The sequence below is a fragment of the Alphaproteobacteria bacterium genome (genome assembly GCA_017308135.1).
Classification (GTDB): Bacteria; Pseudomonadota; Alphaproteobacteria; order CACIAM-22H2; family CACIAM-22H2; genus Tagaea.
This window is the reverse complement of the sequence record JAFKFM010000009.1, coordinates 541267-556879: the sequence shown is the minus strand read 5'-3', so window position 1 is coordinate 556879 and position 15613 is coordinate 541267. Positions and strand designations below refer to the sequence as shown.

The following is a 15613-nucleotide window of genomic DNA, read 5'->3' as shown; positions in this document are numbered from 1 at the left end:
TCGAAGCGCTGTCCGATGACGGTGCATGATTGGATGGAAGCCTGCCTCGCCGATCCCGAACACGGTTATTACCGGCGGGGCTTGCGCGTCGGCGCGCAGGGCGATTTCACGACGGCCCCCGAGATCTCGCAGATCTTCGGCGAGATGCTGAGCCTCGTTCTCGCGCAAATCTGGCTCGATCAGGGCGCCGACCCGAAGGCGATCCTCGCGGAGTTGGGGCCGGGGCGCGGCACGCTGATGCACGACGCCGCGCGCGCTTTCGCCAAGGCGACCAAGACGCGCCCGCCCGTGCATCTGGTCGAGATCAACGAGAGTTTCCGCGCGGCCCAAGCGGCCAAGCTCGCCGCGTATGCGCCCGCGTGGCACGACGATATCGCCGCCTTGCCCGACAAGCCGGTGCTGTTGCTCGCCAACGAATTCTTCGATGCGCTGCCGGTGCGCCAGTTCCGCCGCGTCGGTGCCACATGGGTCGAACGGATCGTGACGCCGGATTTCCAATTCGCCGATGGCGCCGAAGTCCCGCCGCCCGTCGCACACGACGTGCCCGATGGTTCGATCGTCGAGACCTGTCCGGCCGGCGAAAAGATCGCGCACGCGATCGGGTCGCGCATCGCCAAGCAGGGCGGGGCGGCGCTGATCGTCGACTACGGATCGCCCGTGTCCGGCTGGGGCGACACGATTCAAGCCGTGCGCGACCATAAGAAGGTCGATGTGTTCGACCGGCCGGGCGAGACGGACCTCACCGCCCATGTCGATTTCACCGCGTTGGCACGCGCGGCGGAACGAGGCGGTTGTGCGGCCCATGGCGCTGTGGGGCAGGGCGATTTCCTGCGCCGCGTCGGGGCGCATGCGCGCGCGGCGTCGTTGAGTGCGGCCAACCCGGCCGCGCGGACGAATATCGAAACGGCGCTGCGGCGCTTGATCGAGCCCACGGAAATGGGCACGCTCTTCCGCGTTCTGCTGCTACTGCCGAAGGGTTCGGCGCCGCCGATACCGATGGACGGACACTGACAATGGCCCCGATCACGATCGGCGCGTTCAACGACATCGAAGGCGTGCGTCACGCGTTTTTCACGCGCGAGGGCGGCGTCAGCGAAGGGCTCTACACCTCGCTCAATTGCGGCCTTGGCTCGGGCGATACCCCCGATGCCGTGCGCGAAAACCGCAAACGCGCGATGGCGGCGATCGATTTGCCGGAAACCGCGTTGACGACGCTCTACCAAGTCCATGGAAGTAAGGTCGTCGAACTCGATGCACCCTTGCCGGAAGGCGCGCGTCCGCAGGCCGATGCGCTGGTGACGCGCACACCCGGCGTGGCGCTGGGCGTCTTGTCGGCCGATTGCGTGCCGGTGCTGTTCTGCGACCGCCACGCCAAGGTGATCGGCGCGGCGCATTCGGGCTGGAAGGGGGCGATCGGCGGCGTGCTCGACGCGACCGTCGAGGCGATGGCGAAACTCGGCGCCGATCCGGCGCGTATCGTCGCGGGTATTGGCCCGTGCATCGCGCAACGCTCCTACGAAGTCGGCCCCGAATTCCCGGCCCCGTTCATTGCGGAGGACGAGGCCAACGCGCGCTTCTTTGCACCCTCGCGCAAAGACGGCCATCACATGTTCGATCTGCGCGGCTATGTCGGCGCGCGTTTGCGCCGCGTGGGTATCGGCGAAATCCAGGCCGTGCCGAACGACACCTGCGGCGAGGCGGATCGCTTCTTCTCCTATCGCCGCGCGTGCCTGCGCGGGGAGAAGGATTACGGCCGCGGCCTGTCGGCGATCGCGCTCGAAAAATGAAGCGCGTTCTCGCCTTGCTGCTGGGCTTCGCCGTTCTGCTCGCCGCCTGCGGGCCGATCCCGCGCCCATTCCGGCAGGACGAGAAGGATGCGACCAGCAATCCGCTGCTGCGCCTTCCCGATCAGGGCGGCATCGTCGTGCCGCCGGCGGCGGGCCTGCCCGATGCGCAAGGCCGGGCCCTCGCCGATGCGGTGGCGGAGGCGTTGCGCGCCAACGACATTCCCGCCAATACGCGGCTCGGCAATCGGCAAAGCTTGATCCTCGATCTTTTCGTCGCCGACAGACCGGGGGCGGGCGTTTCGGTCGAAACCCATCTCGTCGATGCCGACGGCAAATTGTTGACCGACGATACGCTGACCGATGCGCGCCCGCGCGGCGGCGATGCGCCCGCCGATTGGATGGGCATCGCCAAACGCGTGGCGACCGCCATCGTGCAGGCGATCAAGCCCGAAACGCTGGCGCAGCGCGAGTTGCTGCCGGTGCGCATCGCAACACCGGAAGGTGCGCCCGGCCAGGGCGGCTTGGCGCTGGCGCAGGCCTTGGCCTATCACCTCGACCGCGCTGGCGTGAAGGTGACCGACGACAAGCGCATCGCGGCGCTGGACGTGACGGGGCAGGTGACGCAAACGCCCGTCGCACCGGTGCAAGGGCAGGAGACGCGGCGCCTCGCGGTCGTCTGGCGCGTGGCGAACGGGGCGGACGAACTCGGCCGCGTCGACATGGCCAACCCCTTGCCGCTGCGCATGATCGAACGCCAATGGGCCGAGATTTCGTTCCAGATCGCCGCCGCTTCGGCCGAGGCGATCCGCGAAATCGTCGAGCGCAATCGCGTCGCGCCGAAATAAGCGTAAAGCTACGGGTTTGACATCGCCGCGCGGGCGCCTACCTAATTGGCGTTCCCCCGGACGGAGATCGCCATGGCCGCCAAGCGCAAGAAGATCGACGCCGCACCGCCTGCGACGCCCGAAGACGCGGCGCTGGATGCCGCGCTGCGTTTGGCCGAAACGCGCAAATGGTCGGAGATCGCGCTGCCCGAAATCGCCGAAGAAGCCGGGCTGTCGCTGGCCGACATGCTGCGCGCGGCCCCATCGAAGCCCGCCTTGATGGCGGCCTTCGCGCGGCGGATCGACAGCGCGATGCTCGCCGCCAAAATCGACGCCGACGGCTCGGTGAAGGACAAACTCTTCGAAATCCTGATGCGGCGTTTCGACGCGCTCGCCCCCCACAAGGCGGCGGTGAAAAACATCCTGGCCGATTTGCCGCGCGCGCCGGTCGCGGCGCTGTGCGCGCTGCCGTCTTTGTTGCGGTCGATGCGCTGGGCGGCCGAGGCGGCCGGGGTGCGGACCACCACGCCGCTCGCACCGTTGAAGATCAACGCGCTAGCCGCCGCCTATCTTGCGACCCTGCGTATCTGGCTGGACGATGACAGCGCAGATGCAGCAAAAACGATGGCGGCCCTCGATAAATCGCTCGGCCGCCTCGAAGCTTTAGCATCGAGTTTTTCGGCATTTCTGAAGCGCCGGACGGAACAAGCCAAAAGCTGAATTGTCTTTTTGCGGCGCACAATTTCACTTGACTTTCGGTATTCCGCCGGACAGAATTCGCCCATTGCAGCGGTTTTCCGCCGCCGCGACAGAAACGGGTTTGCCTCCGTTGTGCCCGTAATCGGGTGTGCTCCAGGCCGGCTCGAACCGCAGCGTGCAGCTGCCTGGGGTAGGAGGAATCAGCATGAAGGGAACCAAGATGCCGTTCGGTGAATTCGACCTCGCCAAGATGTTCGAGATGCCCAAGCAGATGGGCGACTTCAAATTCGCGCCGCTGGATATGGAAGGCCTCGTCGCCGCCCAGCGCAAGAATATGGAAGCCTTGGCCCAGGCCAATCAGCTCGCCGTCGAAAGCTTCCAGGCCGTCGCGCGCCGCCAGTCGGAAATCTTCCGCTCGGTGCTCGAGGAAGCCTCGGTCGCCGCGCGCGAAGTGATGGCCGCCGGCTCGCCGGAAGAAAAGGCCGCCAAGCAGGCCGACCTGATGAAGGACGCCTTCCAGCGCGCGATTTCGAACACCCGCGAAATGAGCGAACTGCTCGCCAAGTCGCAGTACGAAGCTTTGGACGTCGTCCAGAAGCGCGTGCTGGAAAGCCTGGACGAGATCAAGTCGCTGATCGCGAAGAAGAAGTAAGCCCCTGGCGCGCAAGCGCCCGGCAGGCTAACGAATGAACCCCGGTCGCTTTCGCGCGGCCGGGGTTTTTCGTTGGAGCGAGGCGATGGGCGACACGATCAAGTACGAAGATTTCGAGCGCGTCGATATTCGGGTGGGCACGATCATCGAAGCGGTCCCGTTCCCCGAAGCGCGCAAGCCCGCGATCAAGTTGAAAATCGATTTCGGGCCCGAACTCGGCGTCAAGAAATCCTCGGCGCAGATCACCGTGCATTACGCGCCCGACGCGCTGGTCGGCCGTCAGGTCGCGGCGGTGGTGAATTTTCCGCCGCGCCAAATCGGCCCGTTCATGAGCGAGGTTTTGACGCTCGGCTTCCCCGACGCCAACGGCGCGGTCGTGCTGATCGGCCCGTCGCTTTCGGTGCCGAATGGCGGGAAGCTTTTCTAACCGAACAGCTTCTTGAAGAACGCCGAGACGCGGTGCCGCGTCGTGTTCTTGCGCAAGGCCGCGTCGTCGACCAGCCAGTTCATTTGCATCACATGGCGCGGGCCTTCGTAGCTTTCGTGGCCGTGCCAGGCGTCGCGCGTGCAGCGGAAGGCGAGCATGTTGCCATCCACCGGCTCGATCTCCGCCGTGAAGTTCTCCAGCGTTTCGGGCCCGCGCAGCAAACGCAGCTTGCCGCCCTTGTCCTGCCAACCGCCGGTGCGCTTGTTCATATAGACCAGCACCGTCACGACCTTGTCCTTCGAATCCGTATGGATCTTGCCGTCGCGCGCGCGGCAGCGGTCGCGGAAGGTGATGATCGTGGGATGCGGCTTCAGGTTCAGGCCGAACTTGGTTTCGATCGCCGCGCGGAACGCGTCGGATTCAAGGGCGGCGACGAAATCCTTCACCGCGGGTTTGAGCGGGCCGACTTCCGACAGCGGGAACGAGCCGGGCTTGCCGATCGCCGGCCAATCCGCGTTGATCGCGTCGAGGGCGTCCGCGTTCACGAAAGCGGGGACGAGCGCATGATCGAACGGCACGGCGTTCTTCGGCGTGGCGTCGAGCTTGGCGAAGTCGAAAATCTGTTCGGGCGTCATGGTCTTAAACTGGGATTCGGATACGGGCGCGCAAGCCGCCCATCGGCGATTCTTCCAGGCGGATATCGCCGCCATGGCCGCGCACCACGTCGCGCGCGATGGTGAGGCCGAGACCCACGCCGCCCGTTTCCGCGTTGCGCGACGGGTCCAGGCGGAAGAAGGGTTTGAACACGTCCTCGCGCGATTCGGCGGGAATGCCGGGGCCGTCGTCGTCGATGACGATTTCTATATCGGTTTCGCGCCGTTCGGCGGTCACGCGCACCTGTGCCGCGTGGCGCGCGGCGTTGGCGATCATGTTGTTGAGGCTGCGTTTGAGCGCGTGCGGCCGGCCGGCGCAAGGCAGCGCGCCCGGGCTTTCATAGGCGACCGCATTGCCCGCCCGGCGATGGCTTTCGACGATCTCGCGCAAAGTCGGCTCGATGTCGATCGCCTCGATCTTCTCCTCGCCTTCGCCGCGCACGAAGGCGAGATAGGATTCGACCATGCGCGCCATGTCGTCGACGTCGGATTTCAAACCCGGCCCCGACGGATGGTCGCCCAGCATGGCGAGTTCCAGCTTCATGCGCGTGAGCGGCGTGCGCAGATCGTGGCTGATGCCCGCGAGCATTTCGGTGCGCTGCGCGATATGGCGGCGGATACGCTCGCGCATCGTCATGAACGCGGCGGCGGCTTGGCGCACTTCGGCCGCGCCATGCGGGCGGAAATCGGCGTCCTCGCGGCCCTTGCCGAAAGCCTCAGCCGCTTCGGCCAGGCGCTTGATCGGGCGCACCTGATTGCGCATGAAAATCGACGCGATCGCGATCAGGATCAGCGAGCTTCCGCTCATGAACAGCAGGAAGACATAGACATTGGTGGTGAACACGCGCTGGCGCGTGGTTTCCAGCACCAGCACGCCCCCCGCCAGCTGCACTTCGATATGCACGTCGGCGGGATCGCCCCACGCGTCGAGCCAATAGGGCCGGCGCACGCGCTCGTCCAACGCGCGTACGAGATAATCCTCGAGGATCGTTTCGGGATCGACCGGGCCTTTGCGTTCCAGGATCGCGCCGGGCTTCCAGGTGTAGACCGATCCGGTGGCCAGATGCATCGTCTCGAACAACCAGCGCCGGTCGGCATCGCCCGGATAGCGGCCCATCGCCTGGACGACGGTCGCGACCTCGCCCGCCACGGCGTTGGACAGGCGGCGCGACACGGTCTGCCAGACGCGTTCGTAGAACACGAAACCCGCGACGATCTGCACCAGGATCAGCGGCGCCACGATGATGATCAGCGTGCGCGCGTAAAGCGTGCGCGGCAGGAATTGGCGGATGGCTTGGCTCAGCGGCCCCATTATTCGGCCCTCAATACGTAGCCGGCCCCGCGCACGGTTTGCAGATGGCGCGGGTTGCGCGGATCGTCTTCGATTTTCGGGCGCAGGCGCGTGACGGTCACATCGACCGCGCGCGCCCCGCCGGTCAGGCGCGAGCGGCGCAGCAATTCCTCGCGCGCCACCGGCACGTTGGGCGACGCGGCGAGCACTTCCAGCAGCGAGATTTCGGCGGTGGTCAAACGCACGACCTCGCCGCCGCGCGTCAGTTCGTCGCGCGTCAGGTCGAATTTGAACGGGCCGAAGGTCACGCTTTTGGGGGCGGGCGGGCCGGGCGGCGGGGCGCGGCGCAGCACGTTGCGCACGCGCAGCAGCAGCTCCTCCGGCTCGAACGGTTTGGGCAGATAATCGTCGGCGCCGATCGACAGCCCCGCGATGCGATCGGCCGATTCCGCGCGTGCGGTCAGCAACACGATCGGCGTTTGGCGTTTGGCGTCGCGCAGGCGCTTGGTGAAGCTCATCCCGTCTTCGCCGGGCATCATCACGTCGAGCACGACCAAGTCGAATTCCACGGCGTCGAGCTGCGCCTGCGCTTCCTTCGCGTCGGCGGCCGTGGCCACGCGATAGCCGCGATCGGCCAAGAACCGCCGCAGCAGTTCGCGGGTTCGCGTGTCGTCGTCGACGACGAGGAGATGGGCGCCTTCGCTCATTTGCGAATCGAGGATACTACGCTTCCGGTGTCGCGGTCATGGCCGCTTGGGCGGCTTCGTGGTGTCGATATCCGCGACTTTGGCGCGGTCGCGCTCGTCGATCAGGTTCTGCATGACCCGGCGGAACCCATCGACCGCCCCGGCCCCGGCGGCGCGATAGGCGGTGGCAATGCGTTTGCGCTGGTTTTCGGTCAGGCGGCGCTCCAGCTCCGCGCCCTTTTCGGTCAATTCCAGGCGGCGCTGGCGGCGATCGACCGGGCCCTGCTTCTGCGCGATATAGCCTTCGCGCACCAATTCCCCCAGCACGCGCGACAGGCTTTGCTTGGTGATGCGCAAAATCGCCAGCAATTCGCCTACGCTGATCCCGGGATAGCGTCCGACGAAATAGACGACGCGGTGATGCGCCCGGCCCAGCCCGATCTGCGCCAGCATCCGGTCCGGCTCGCCGGTGAAATCGCGATAGGCGTAGAACAGCAACTCGATCCCGAGACGGAGATCCTCGTCGCGCAGAAACAGGTGCTGCATTCCGGGACGCAATTCAGGCATGACCACTCGGCATGAAAAAGATACGACAGTGATGTTGACATATATGACGCAAGAGTGTTTCTTAGCGCAAGCCTGAATATACGCTCCATTGCGTAACATAAGGGCGAAACGCAACGAAGTTACCAATATCGGGAGTGACCCATGGCACTCGTGCCCTTCGACGATCGCGACGGCTGGATCTGGTACGACGGCAAAATGATTCCGTGGCGCGACGCCAAGTTCCACGTCCTCACCCACGCCATTCACTACGGCTCGGCGGTGTTCGAGGGCGAGCGCGCCTATGGCGGCAAGGTCTTCAAGCTGCGCGAGCATTCGCAGCGCTTGATCGATTCCGGCCGCATCCTGGGCTTCGAGATTCCCTATACGGTCGACGAGATCGACGCCGCGACCAACGAAGTCGTCGCCGCGAACGGCGCGCCGGATTGCTATGTCCGCCCGATCGCCTGGCGCGGGTCGGAGATGATGGGCGTGTCCGCCCAGCAATCGAAGATCCATCTCGCCATCGCGACCTGGGCCTGGGGCAATTACTTCGCCGACAAGGACAAGGGCATTCGCCTGACCTGGGCGAAGTATTCGCGCCCCGCCCCCAACACCGCGCCGACCAAGTCGAAGGCCGCCGGGCTTTATATGATCTGCACGATCTCGAAGCACGAAGCGGAATCGGCCGGCTATGCCGACGCGCTGATGCTCGATTGGCGCGGCCAGGTCGCGGAAGCGACGGGCGCGAACGTGTTCCTCGCCATCGACGGCGTGCTGCACACGCCCAAGCCCGATTGCTTCCTCGACGGCATCACGCGCCGCACGGTGATCGGCCTCGCCAAGAACCGTCAGATCCAGGTCGTCGAACGCGCGATTTGGCCGGACGAACTCGCCCGTGCCCAGGAAGTGTTCCTGACCGGCACGGCAGCGGAGATCACGCCGGTGTCGGAAATCGGCGAATACAAATTCACGCCGGGTGCGATCACCAGCGCGCTGATGGACGATTTCGGCCGGGCGACGCGCGGCGAAATCGACGTGCCGATCGCTTGATAAGATGACGCCGGAAGCGCTGCGCGCGCGTTACGAAGCGCGCGTCGCGGCGCTGACGGCGGCGACCGCTCCCGCCGCAAAAGGGGGGCGGGTGCTCGATCCGCTGTGGCGGGTTTTCGGCCTCGATTCCGGCACGCTGGCCGAGATCGAGCGAAAGCGCGAGATCGCCAATTCGGCGCGCGCTTATCTCAAAGCCGAATTGGTTGCCGAAGGAATGGCCCCGGACGAAGCCGCGATCCGCGTGGCGGAACTGCGGGATTCGCCATCGGCGTAACGATTTGTGATTCGTGGCGGATTCGCCGATTGCGCCTTGAAGGTGCACGTCCCGGCGCCATATCCCGCTTGTCGTTCCCGATCGAGGTTGCCCTCCATGCGCCGTCTGTTCGCCGCCGTAATTTTCGCCGCCGCCGCCATGCCCGCGCTCGCGCAGGCGCCGGCCGAAACGCGCGGCGATTGGCGCGTCAATCTCGGCGCCATCGGCTTCGCCACGCCGTCCTACGAAGGTTCGAACAGCTACAAGGCGCGCGCCTTGCCGCTGGTCGATATCGAATGGCGCGACACGGTGTTTTTGAGCGCGGAGCGCGGCCTGGGCGCCAATGTCGTCACGTTGCGCGATCCGGGCGGGCGCGGCGCCTTCCGGGCGGGGCCGTTCGTCAATTATCGCTTCTCGCGCGATGAAGGCGACGACGACGATCTGCGCGGCATGGGCGACGTGAAGGACGGCGTCGATCTCGGCGCTTTCGCCAGCTACGATTTCGGGCCGCTGGGCTTGCGCGTCGCGGGGCGGCGCAACGTGTCGCATTCGGAACTCGGCGGCACGATCGATCTGGGCCTGCGCTATCGCTTGCCGCCGATCGGCCGCACGATGTTCGGCTTCGGGCCCAGCGCGACCTGGGCCGATTCCGATTACATGCAAAGCTATTTCGGCGTGACGGCCGCACAAGCGACCGCGTCGGGGATGCGCGCTTATTCGCCGTCGTCGGGCTTCAAGGATGTCGGCCTGTCCGCCAACGCGATGCACCCGCTCGGCGGCAATTGGGCGCTAACCGGCTTCGGCGGCTACAAGCGCTTGATCGGCGACGCGGCGGACTCGCCGCTGGTCAAGGATCGCGGCACGCCCAACCAATTCCGCGTCGGGCTCGGGATCAGCTATCGCTTGTTCTAAGCGTCGCTGGACACGCGCGCGCGCTTGCCGAGATAGATGTCGGCGAGGTCGAGGAACACGATCGTTCCCAGGCCGAACACGCCGTTGATCGTCAGCCCGCGCCACATCGTGGCAAGGCCGAACGCGGGCGACGGATTGCCCTTCATCGGCGCGACGACATACCAACCGACGATGTTGCAGATGATCGCGCCGAACAGGAAGCCGTAGATCAAGCGCGGGCGGCCCGGCTTGAACATGCCGCGAAACGCCGCGATCAAGCAGCCCCACAACCCGCCCCAGAACGCGAGCTGGACGATCGCCGGCAGGCCGAAGGCCGGCACCGGGCGGGTACTCCACGGAAAATTCGGCGCGAAGCCCAGCAGGTGCAGAACCAGGATCGTGCCCTGATGGAAGGTCAGCACCGACAGATACGCGGCGGCGAAACCGATCAGCAGCGTGCGCGGCGCGAACGAGACTCCGGCGGGCATTGGCGGACTCCTATTGGGATTTGTTCCAACGCGCGGCGGCCGCGTCGTCGGTTGTCTTCGCATCGACCCATTGCGGGCCTTTGTCGGTGTCTTCCAGCTTCCAGAACGGCGCGCTAGTCTTCAGCCAATCGATCAGGAAATGGCACGCCTCGAACGCTTGTTCGCGATGGGGCGAGGCGGCGGCGCACAACACGATCCGGTCGCCCGGTTCCAAGCGGCCATAGCGATGCACGATCAACGTCGCGGAAAGTTGCCAGCGCGCATGCGCCTCGGCCTCGACGCGCGCAAGCTCCTTCTCCGTCATGCCGGGATAATGCTCCAGCGTCATCGCGCCGATTTTGGAATCGCCCGCGATATCGCGCACCAGCCCGACGAAGCTGGTGACCGCACCGATATCGTGCCGGTCGCGCGTCAACGCCGCGAGCTCGGCGCCGATATCGAAATCCTCGCGTTGGACGCGTACGGCCATGTCAGCCCCCCGTGACCGGCGGGAAAATCGCGATCTCGTCGCCGTCGGTGACCGCGTGATCCGGCTTCACATAGGTCTGGTTGACCGCGACGCGCACGACGTTGCGGTTCTTCAGCGCTTCGGCATGGCCCGGCGAACGCTGGGCGAGGAAATCGAGTAAGCCGCCCACGTCGGTCACGCCATCGGGCAAGGCGATGGTTTCCTCGCCCGTGCCGACGCGCGTGCGCAACCAAGCGAACCACAAGACCTTCATGCCAGCAGCTCCGAGAAGGGCAGGAATTCGACGCGCGTGCCGGGGGCGACGTCGGCGGTGTCTTCGGCGAGTTCGATCAACCCGTCGCTTTCGACCAGCGAGGTCAATATACCCGCCCCGTCGAGCGGGAAGGGGCGCAAAATCGGCGAACCATCGGCGGCGTATGTAACCGACGCGCGCACCCATTCGCGCCGTCCGGGCTTTTTCTTGATCGCCGTTTCGCAGGCCAGCTTGAAGCGCAACGGGGCCGCATCGGCCGCACCCCCCAAGCGCGACAGCACCGGGCGGGCGAAGCGCAGATAGGTCACGATCATCGCGACCGGATTGCCGGGCAGGCCGATAAAGGCCGTGCCCTTCACATTGCCCAGCGCCACCGGGCGGCCGGGACGGATGGCGAGGCGCCAGAAATCCAGCGCGCCATTGGCCGTGACGGCGGCGCGCACATGATCTTCCTCGCCCGTCGACATGCCGCCCGAGGTGACGATCGCGTCGTGATCGCCGGCGGCACTGGCCAGCGCGTCGCGCAAGGCCGCCGCGTTGTCGGGCAGAATGCCGAGATCGGAGACGATCGCACCCGCCTGTTCCAGCAGCGCCATCAGCGCATAGCGGTTGGAATCGTAAACCGATCCCGGCGGCGTCGCGGTGCCGGGTTCGCGCAATTCGTCGCCGGTCGAGAACACGGCGATCCTCAACTTCGCGAACACCTTCGCTTGCGTCAGGCCGACCGACGCGATCAAGCCGATATCGGCGGCGCGCAAACGATGCCCGGCGTGCAGGATCGTCTTGCCCGTGTGGATGTCCTCGCCGGCTTGGCGGCGATTGGCGAAACGCTTCTGACCCGGCGGGAAGATCGCGACATCGCCCTCGACGCGCACGTCTTCCTGCATGAACACCGTGTCGGGGCCTTGCGGCATCGCGGCCCCGGTGAAGATGCGCGCGGCGATCCCGTGCGGAACTTCGCCGCTATGCGGATGCCCGGCGGCGATGCGCGGGCCGATCTTCAATCGCGTTTCGCCGTCCGCCGACAGGTCGTCGAAATAAACGGCGTAGCCGTCGACGGCGGCATTGTCGTGCGGCGGCACGTTGCGCGGCGACACGATATCCTCGGCGAGCACGCGGCCGCGCAATTGCCGTAACGGCAATGTCACGACCGAAGCGATGGGTTTGAGGCGCGCCGACAGGATGCGCAGCGCTTCGTCGGCGCGCAAAACGTCGCCGCCCGACGCGAAACAATCGTCGGCGAGGCGGCCCATCAGCCCAGCCCCGTGCGTTGCCGCACGAAGGCGGCGATCGCGGCGATGTCGTTCAAATCGAGCAGCGGCACGCCAAGGCCCGCGATCTTCGCGTCCGACGCGACCGCGACGATATCGGGATCGTCGGGCGCCAGCAGCGCCTTGCCCAAAGCCGGGCGATGGATTTCCAGCTTGTCGTGCTTGTGGCGCTTGAAGCCTTCGATCAGCAGCAGATCGACCGGCGCCAAGCGCGGCAGCAATTCCTCGATCGTCGGTTCGGCGGCACCCCGCAATTCGTGCAGGATCGCGTAGCGATTGGCCGACACGATCGCGACTTCGGTGGCGCCGGATTGGCGATGCACCCAGGAATCCTTGCCCGGCGTGTCGAGGTCGAATGCGTGATGCGCGTGTTTAAGGGTGGAGACGCGCAAGCCCTGCGCGGTCAGCGCCGGGATCAGCTTCGACAGCAGCGTCGTTTTGCCTGCACCGCTCCAGCCCGCTAGGCCGAACACGCGCATCGGCGCCCTCACGCCGAACGGCGCCGGGCGACGTCCGGACCGGATTCGGGTCCCGGCTCAGGCTTCGTATCCTGTTGGGGAACGGGCGTGTCGTCGGCGTGTTTCAGGCCGATGCGCAAATAATCGTAGCCGGTATAGAGCGTGAGGGCCGCCGCGATCCACAACAGCACTTCGCCGATCGCCTGCGACGGGATGAACGCGGTCGCCTCCGCGTCCGACACGATCAGGAAGCCCAGCGCCACCATCTGCGCGGTGGTCTTCCATTTGGCCAGCGCCGAGACCGGCAAGCCCACGCGCAACTCGGCCAGGAATTCGCGCAAGCCCGAGACGAGCACTTCGCGCAGCAGGATGATCAGCGCGGCGACCACGGTGATGTGGCTCATCCGGCCGAAGGCGACCAGCAGCAGGATTACGGCCGCGACCAGCAGCTTGTCGGCGATCGGGTCGAGCATCCGGCCGAGCTTCGATTGCTGCGCCCAGACACGGGCGAGATAGCCGTCGAGCCAATCGGTGGCAGCGGCGATGCCGTAGATCGCGCAGGCGACATAGCGCCATTCGTCGCCATCGACCCAGAACAACGCCGCAATGACCGGAATCGCGGCGATCCGCGAGAAGGTCAGCCACATCGGCAGCGAGTAATACATCGTGCGTGTCCCGGGCGTTAAGGCGCCGGGAGTTTACCCGCCGCTATGGAAGTGGTCATAGATTTTTTTGGCGGCGTCGGGCCCCACACCCGGTACGGCGGCGAGATCGGCCAAACCGGCGCGTTTGACCGCCGCGGACGAACCGAAATGCAGCAAAAGGGCTTTTTTGCGGCGCGGCCCGATCCCCGGGATGTCGTCGAGGGCGGAGCGTTGAATCGCCCCCGCCCGGCGCGTGCGATGGCTGCCGATGGCGAAACGATGCACTTCGTCACGCAAGCGTTGCAGATAGTAAAGAACGGGGTCGCGCGGTTCGAGTTGGAAGGGCGCGCGGCCCGGCACGAAAAACCGCTCGCGGCCCGCGTTGCGGTCCGGCCCCTTCGCCACGCCGACCAGATTCAGGTCGTCGATGCCGAGTTCGGTCAGCACGCCGATCGCGGCGTTCAACTGGCCTTCGCCGCCGTCGATCAGCACCAGATCGGGCCACGTGCCGCCGCTGCGATCGGGATCTTCGCGCAACGCGCGGCCGAAGCGCCGTTCGAACACTTCGCGCATCATCGCGAAATCGTCGCCGCCGGCCGCGACGTCCGACTTGCCGTCGCCCTTGATGTTGAATTTCCGGTACTGGTTCTTGATGAAGCCTTCGGGTCCCGCGACGACCATGCCGCCGATCGCATGCGCGCCCTGGATATGGGAGTTGTCGTAGACCTCGATGCGCTTGGGCGGCGCGTCCAGGCCGAAGACTTCGGCCACACCGGCCAGCAGTTTGGCTTGGGCACCCGTCTCCGCCATGCGCCGCGCCAAGGCCTCGCGTGCGTTGGCCAGCGCATGTTCCACGGGTTTGCGTTTGGTCCCGCGCTCGGGCACCAGAATGCGCACGCGCCGCCCGGCTTTGGCGGTCAGCGCTTCTTCGATCAATTCGCGCTCGGGCGGTTCGTGGCTCAACGCCAGCAAGGGCGGGGGCGGCTTGTCGTCGTAGAACTGGCCCAGGAACGCCTGGACGATATCGGCCTCGTCCTGCGATTTGTCGTGGCGCGGGAAATAGGCGCGGTTGCCGTAATTGCGCCCGCCGCGGAAGAAGAACACCTGCAAGCAGGTCTGGCCGCCTTCCGACGCCAACGCGATCACGTCGCAATCGCCCAGATCGTCGACATTGATGTCCTGGCGCGCCTGCACGGCGGTCAGCGCGCGGATGCGGTCGCGATACATCGCGGCCGTTTCGAAATCCATCGCGTCGCTGGCCGCCTGCATTTTCGCGGCGATCTTTTCCTGCGCGTCGCGGCTGCGCCCGTCGAGAAACGCTTTGGCTTCGCCGATCAGCGTCGCGTAATCCGCTTTGCTGATGCGGCCCACGCAGGGTGCCGAGCAGCGCTTGATCTGATAAAGCAGGCACGGCCGCGTGCGCGTGGTGAAGATCGAATCGTTGCAGCTGCGCAATAGAAACGCGCGCTGCATCGCCGTCAGCGTCTGATTGACCGACCCGGCCGAGGCGAAGGGGCCGTAATAGCTGCCCTTGCGATCGCGGCTGCCGCGATGCTTGGTCACTTGCGGAAAATCGTGATCCTCGATCAGCGCGATATAGGGAAACGACTTGTCGTCGCGCAGCAGCACGTTGAAGCGCGGCTTCAGGCGCTTGATGAGGTTGCTTTCCAGCAGCAACGCCTCGACCTCGGTATGGGTCGAGACGATCTCCATCTTGCGCGTCTCCGCCACCATGCGCAGCAGACGGTGCGGCATGCGGTGGAACTGCAGATATTGCGAGACGCGGCGTTTGAGATTGCGCGCCTTGCCGACGTAAAGCGCGTCGCCCTTGGCGTCGAGCATGCGATAGACGCCCGGCGTGCCGGGCATCGTCGTCAACGCGTCGCGCAGCACCGTCGCCCCTTGGGCGGCGGCGGCGGGCGGCTCGTCGAAGACGATGTCGTCGGCGTCGGTCTCGCGCATGGCGTTTGCGTTAGCCTTCTCAGCCGCTTGGTTCAAGCTGTGGCCGATGGGCCGCAGCGCTGCACGTTCCTGAAGCAGCGAATTTGCGGTGCTTTCGCTATCCACGGAACCTGTGGATAAGTTTGTGGAGAATGCCGCCCGGAACCCGTCGAATCGGCCGTTCTCAACGGCTCTCAACGACTTGCTACGTTTTTAGGCAGTAATTTCTAAGCTGTTGAAATTCCTGAATACCCGTCTCAATTTATGTCAGCGAATGGTAACCTTTGATTCAGAATTGGCGGTTTTCCGCCGTTTTTGTGACAGTCGCCG

Annotated in this window: 20 protein-coding genes; 9 read left to right on the top strand and 11 right to left on the bottom strand. The window is 65.7% G+C overall.

From position 1 onward, the window contains the following. The first annotated feature begins 15 nt into the window (after window positions 1-15). From J0H39_15995 to J0H39_15970, 6 genes are all read left to right on the top strand, one after another. The gene (locus tag J0H39_15995; GenBank protein MBN9498257.1) at window positions 16-1011 is read left to right on the top strand and encodes an SAM-dependent methyltransferase; all 996 of its coding nucleotides are present in this window, start codon (window positions 16-18) and stop codon (window positions 1009-1011) included. Between the two features lie 2 nt (window positions 1012-1013). Continuing rightward, window positions 1014-1787 (top strand): peptidoglycan editing factor PgeF, encoded by a 774-nt coding sequence (pgeF, locus tag J0H39_15990; protein ID MBN9498256.1) that lies wholly within the window; start codon window positions 1014-1016, stop codon window positions 1785-1787. After that, window positions 1784-2632, top strand: coding sequence for a hypothetical protein (locus tag J0H39_15985; protein MBN9498255.1), 849 nt, complete (start codon window positions 1784-1786; stop codon window positions 2630-2632). Before pgeF ends, J0H39_15985 begins: the two co-directional genes overlap by 4 nt. 72 nt (window positions 2633-2704) lie before the next feature. Further along, a complete protein-coding gene (locus J0H39_15980) occupies window positions 2705-3331 on the top strand; it encodes a hypothetical protein (protein ID MBN9498254.1) in 627 nt (208 codons plus the stop codon). Window positions 3332-3515: 184 nt separating this feature from the next. Next, window positions 3516-3962: a phasin family protein gene (locus tag J0H39_15975; protein MBN9498253.1), complete on the top strand. Its 447-nt coding sequence runs from the start codon at window positions 3516-3518 to the stop codon at window positions 3960-3962. Between the two features lie 85 nt (window positions 3963-4047). After that, window positions 4048-4389: a tRNA-binding protein gene (locus J0H39_15970; protein MBN9498252.1), complete on the top strand. Its 342-nt coding sequence runs from the start codon at window positions 4048-4050 to the stop codon at window positions 4387-4389. Here J0H39_15970 and J0H39_15965 read toward each other — a convergent pair. Genes J0H39_15965 through J0H39_15950 form a run of 4 tightly spaced genes read right to left on the bottom strand, consistent with a single transcriptional unit; the run spans window position 4386 to window position 7586 of the window. Then, on the bottom strand, window positions 4386-5024 hold the full coding sequence (locus J0H39_15965) for a 2OG-Fe(II) oxygenase (GenBank protein MBN9498251.1): 639 nt from the start codon (window positions 5022-5024) through the stop codon (window positions 4386-4388). The genes J0H39_15970 and J0H39_15965 overlap by 4 nt on opposite strands. A gap of 4 nt (window positions 5025-5028) precedes the next feature. Next, window positions 5029-6354, bottom strand: a complete 1326-nt coding sequence (locus J0H39_15960) for a HAMP domain-containing protein (GenBank protein ID MBN9498250.1) — start codon at window positions 6352-6354, stop codon at window positions 5029-5031. Beyond that, window positions 6354-7040 carry a response regulator gene (locus J0H39_15955; GenBank protein ID MBN9498249.1) on the bottom strand — a complete coding sequence of 229 codons (687 nt, stop codon included), beginning with the start codon at window positions 7038-7040 and terminating at the stop codon, window positions 6354-6356. The genes J0H39_15960 and J0H39_15955 overlap by 1 nt, the downstream gene beginning before the upstream one ends. A gap of 36 nt (window positions 7041-7076) precedes the next feature. Next, window positions 7077-7586, bottom strand: coding sequence for a MarR family transcriptional regulator (locus J0H39_15950; protein MBN9498248.1), 510 nt, complete (start codon window positions 7584-7586; stop codon window positions 7077-7079). A 141-nt stretch (window positions 7587-7727) separates the two neighbouring features. On the opposite strand from J0H39_15950, the gene J0H39_15945 reads away from it, so the two are divergent. The 3 genes from J0H39_15945 to J0H39_15935 all read left to right on the top strand — a co-directional run bounded on the left by J0H39_15945 (window position 7728) and on the right by J0H39_15935 (window position 9780). Next, window positions 7728-8615, top strand: a complete 888-nt coding sequence (locus J0H39_15945; protein ID MBN9498247.1) for a branched-chain amino acid aminotransferase — start codon at window positions 7728-7730, stop codon at window positions 8613-8615. A gap of 4 nt (window positions 8616-8619) precedes the next feature. Continuing rightward, a complete protein-coding gene (locus J0H39_15940) occupies window positions 8620-8889 on the top strand; it encodes a hypothetical protein (protein ID MBN9498246.1) in 270 nt (89 codons plus the stop codon). 96 nt (window positions 8890-8985) lie between these two features. Next, window positions 8986-9780, top strand: coding sequence for a MipA/OmpV family protein (locus J0H39_15935; protein ID MBN9498245.1), 795 nt, complete (start codon window positions 8986-8988; stop codon window positions 9778-9780). Here J0H39_15935 and J0H39_15930 read toward each other — a convergent pair. Genes J0H39_15930 through uvrC form a run of 7 tightly spaced genes read right to left on the bottom strand, consistent with a single transcriptional unit; the run spans window position 9777 to window position 15304 of the window. After that, the gene (locus tag J0H39_15930; protein ID MBN9498244.1) at window positions 9777-10247 is read right to left on the bottom strand and encodes a hypothetical protein; all 471 of its coding nucleotides are present in this window, start codon (window positions 10245-10247) and stop codon (window positions 9777-9779) included. The genes J0H39_15935 and J0H39_15930 overlap by 4 nt on opposite strands. Before the next feature lie 10 nt (window positions 10248-10257). Beyond that, window positions 10258-10716 carry a molybdenum cofactor biosynthesis protein MoaE gene (locus J0H39_15925; GenBank protein MBN9498243.1) on the bottom strand — a complete coding sequence of 153 codons (459 nt, stop codon included), beginning with the start codon at window positions 10714-10716 and terminating at the stop codon, window positions 10258-10260. A 1-nt stretch (window position 10717) separates the two neighbouring features. After that, window positions 10718-10969 (bottom strand): molybdopterin converting factor subunit 1, encoded by a 252-nt coding sequence (gene moaD, locus J0H39_15920; GenBank protein ID MBN9498242.1) that lies wholly within the window; start codon window positions 10967-10969, stop codon window positions 10718-10720. Further along, the gene (locus J0H39_15915; GenBank protein ID MBN9498241.1) at window positions 10966-12222 is read right to left on the bottom strand and encodes a molybdopterin molybdotransferase MoeA; all 1257 of its coding nucleotides are present in this window, start codon (window positions 12220-12222) and stop codon (window positions 10966-10968) included. Before J0H39_15915 ends, moaD begins: the two co-directional genes overlap by 4 nt. After that, window positions 12222-12719 (bottom strand): molybdopterin-guanine dinucleotide biosynthesis protein B, encoded by a 498-nt coding sequence (mobB, locus tag J0H39_15910; GenBank protein MBN9498240.1) that lies wholly within the window; start codon window positions 12717-12719, stop codon window positions 12222-12224. The genes J0H39_15915 and mobB overlap by 1 nt, the downstream gene beginning before the upstream one ends. Window positions 12720-12727: 8 nt before the next feature. After that, entirely contained in the window at window positions 12728-13363 is a 636-nt protein-coding gene (gene pgsA, locus J0H39_15905) for a CDP-diacylglycerol--glycerol-3-phosphate 3-phosphatidyltransferase (protein MBN9498239.1), read from the bottom strand. A gap of 33 nt (window positions 13364-13396) precedes the next feature. Next, on the bottom strand, window positions 13397-15304 hold the full coding sequence (uvrC, locus tag J0H39_15900; GenBank protein MBN9498238.1) for an excinuclease ABC subunit UvrC: 1908 nt from the start codon (window positions 15302-15304) through the stop codon (window positions 13397-13399). Between the last annotated feature and the right edge of the window lie 309 nt (window positions 15305-15613).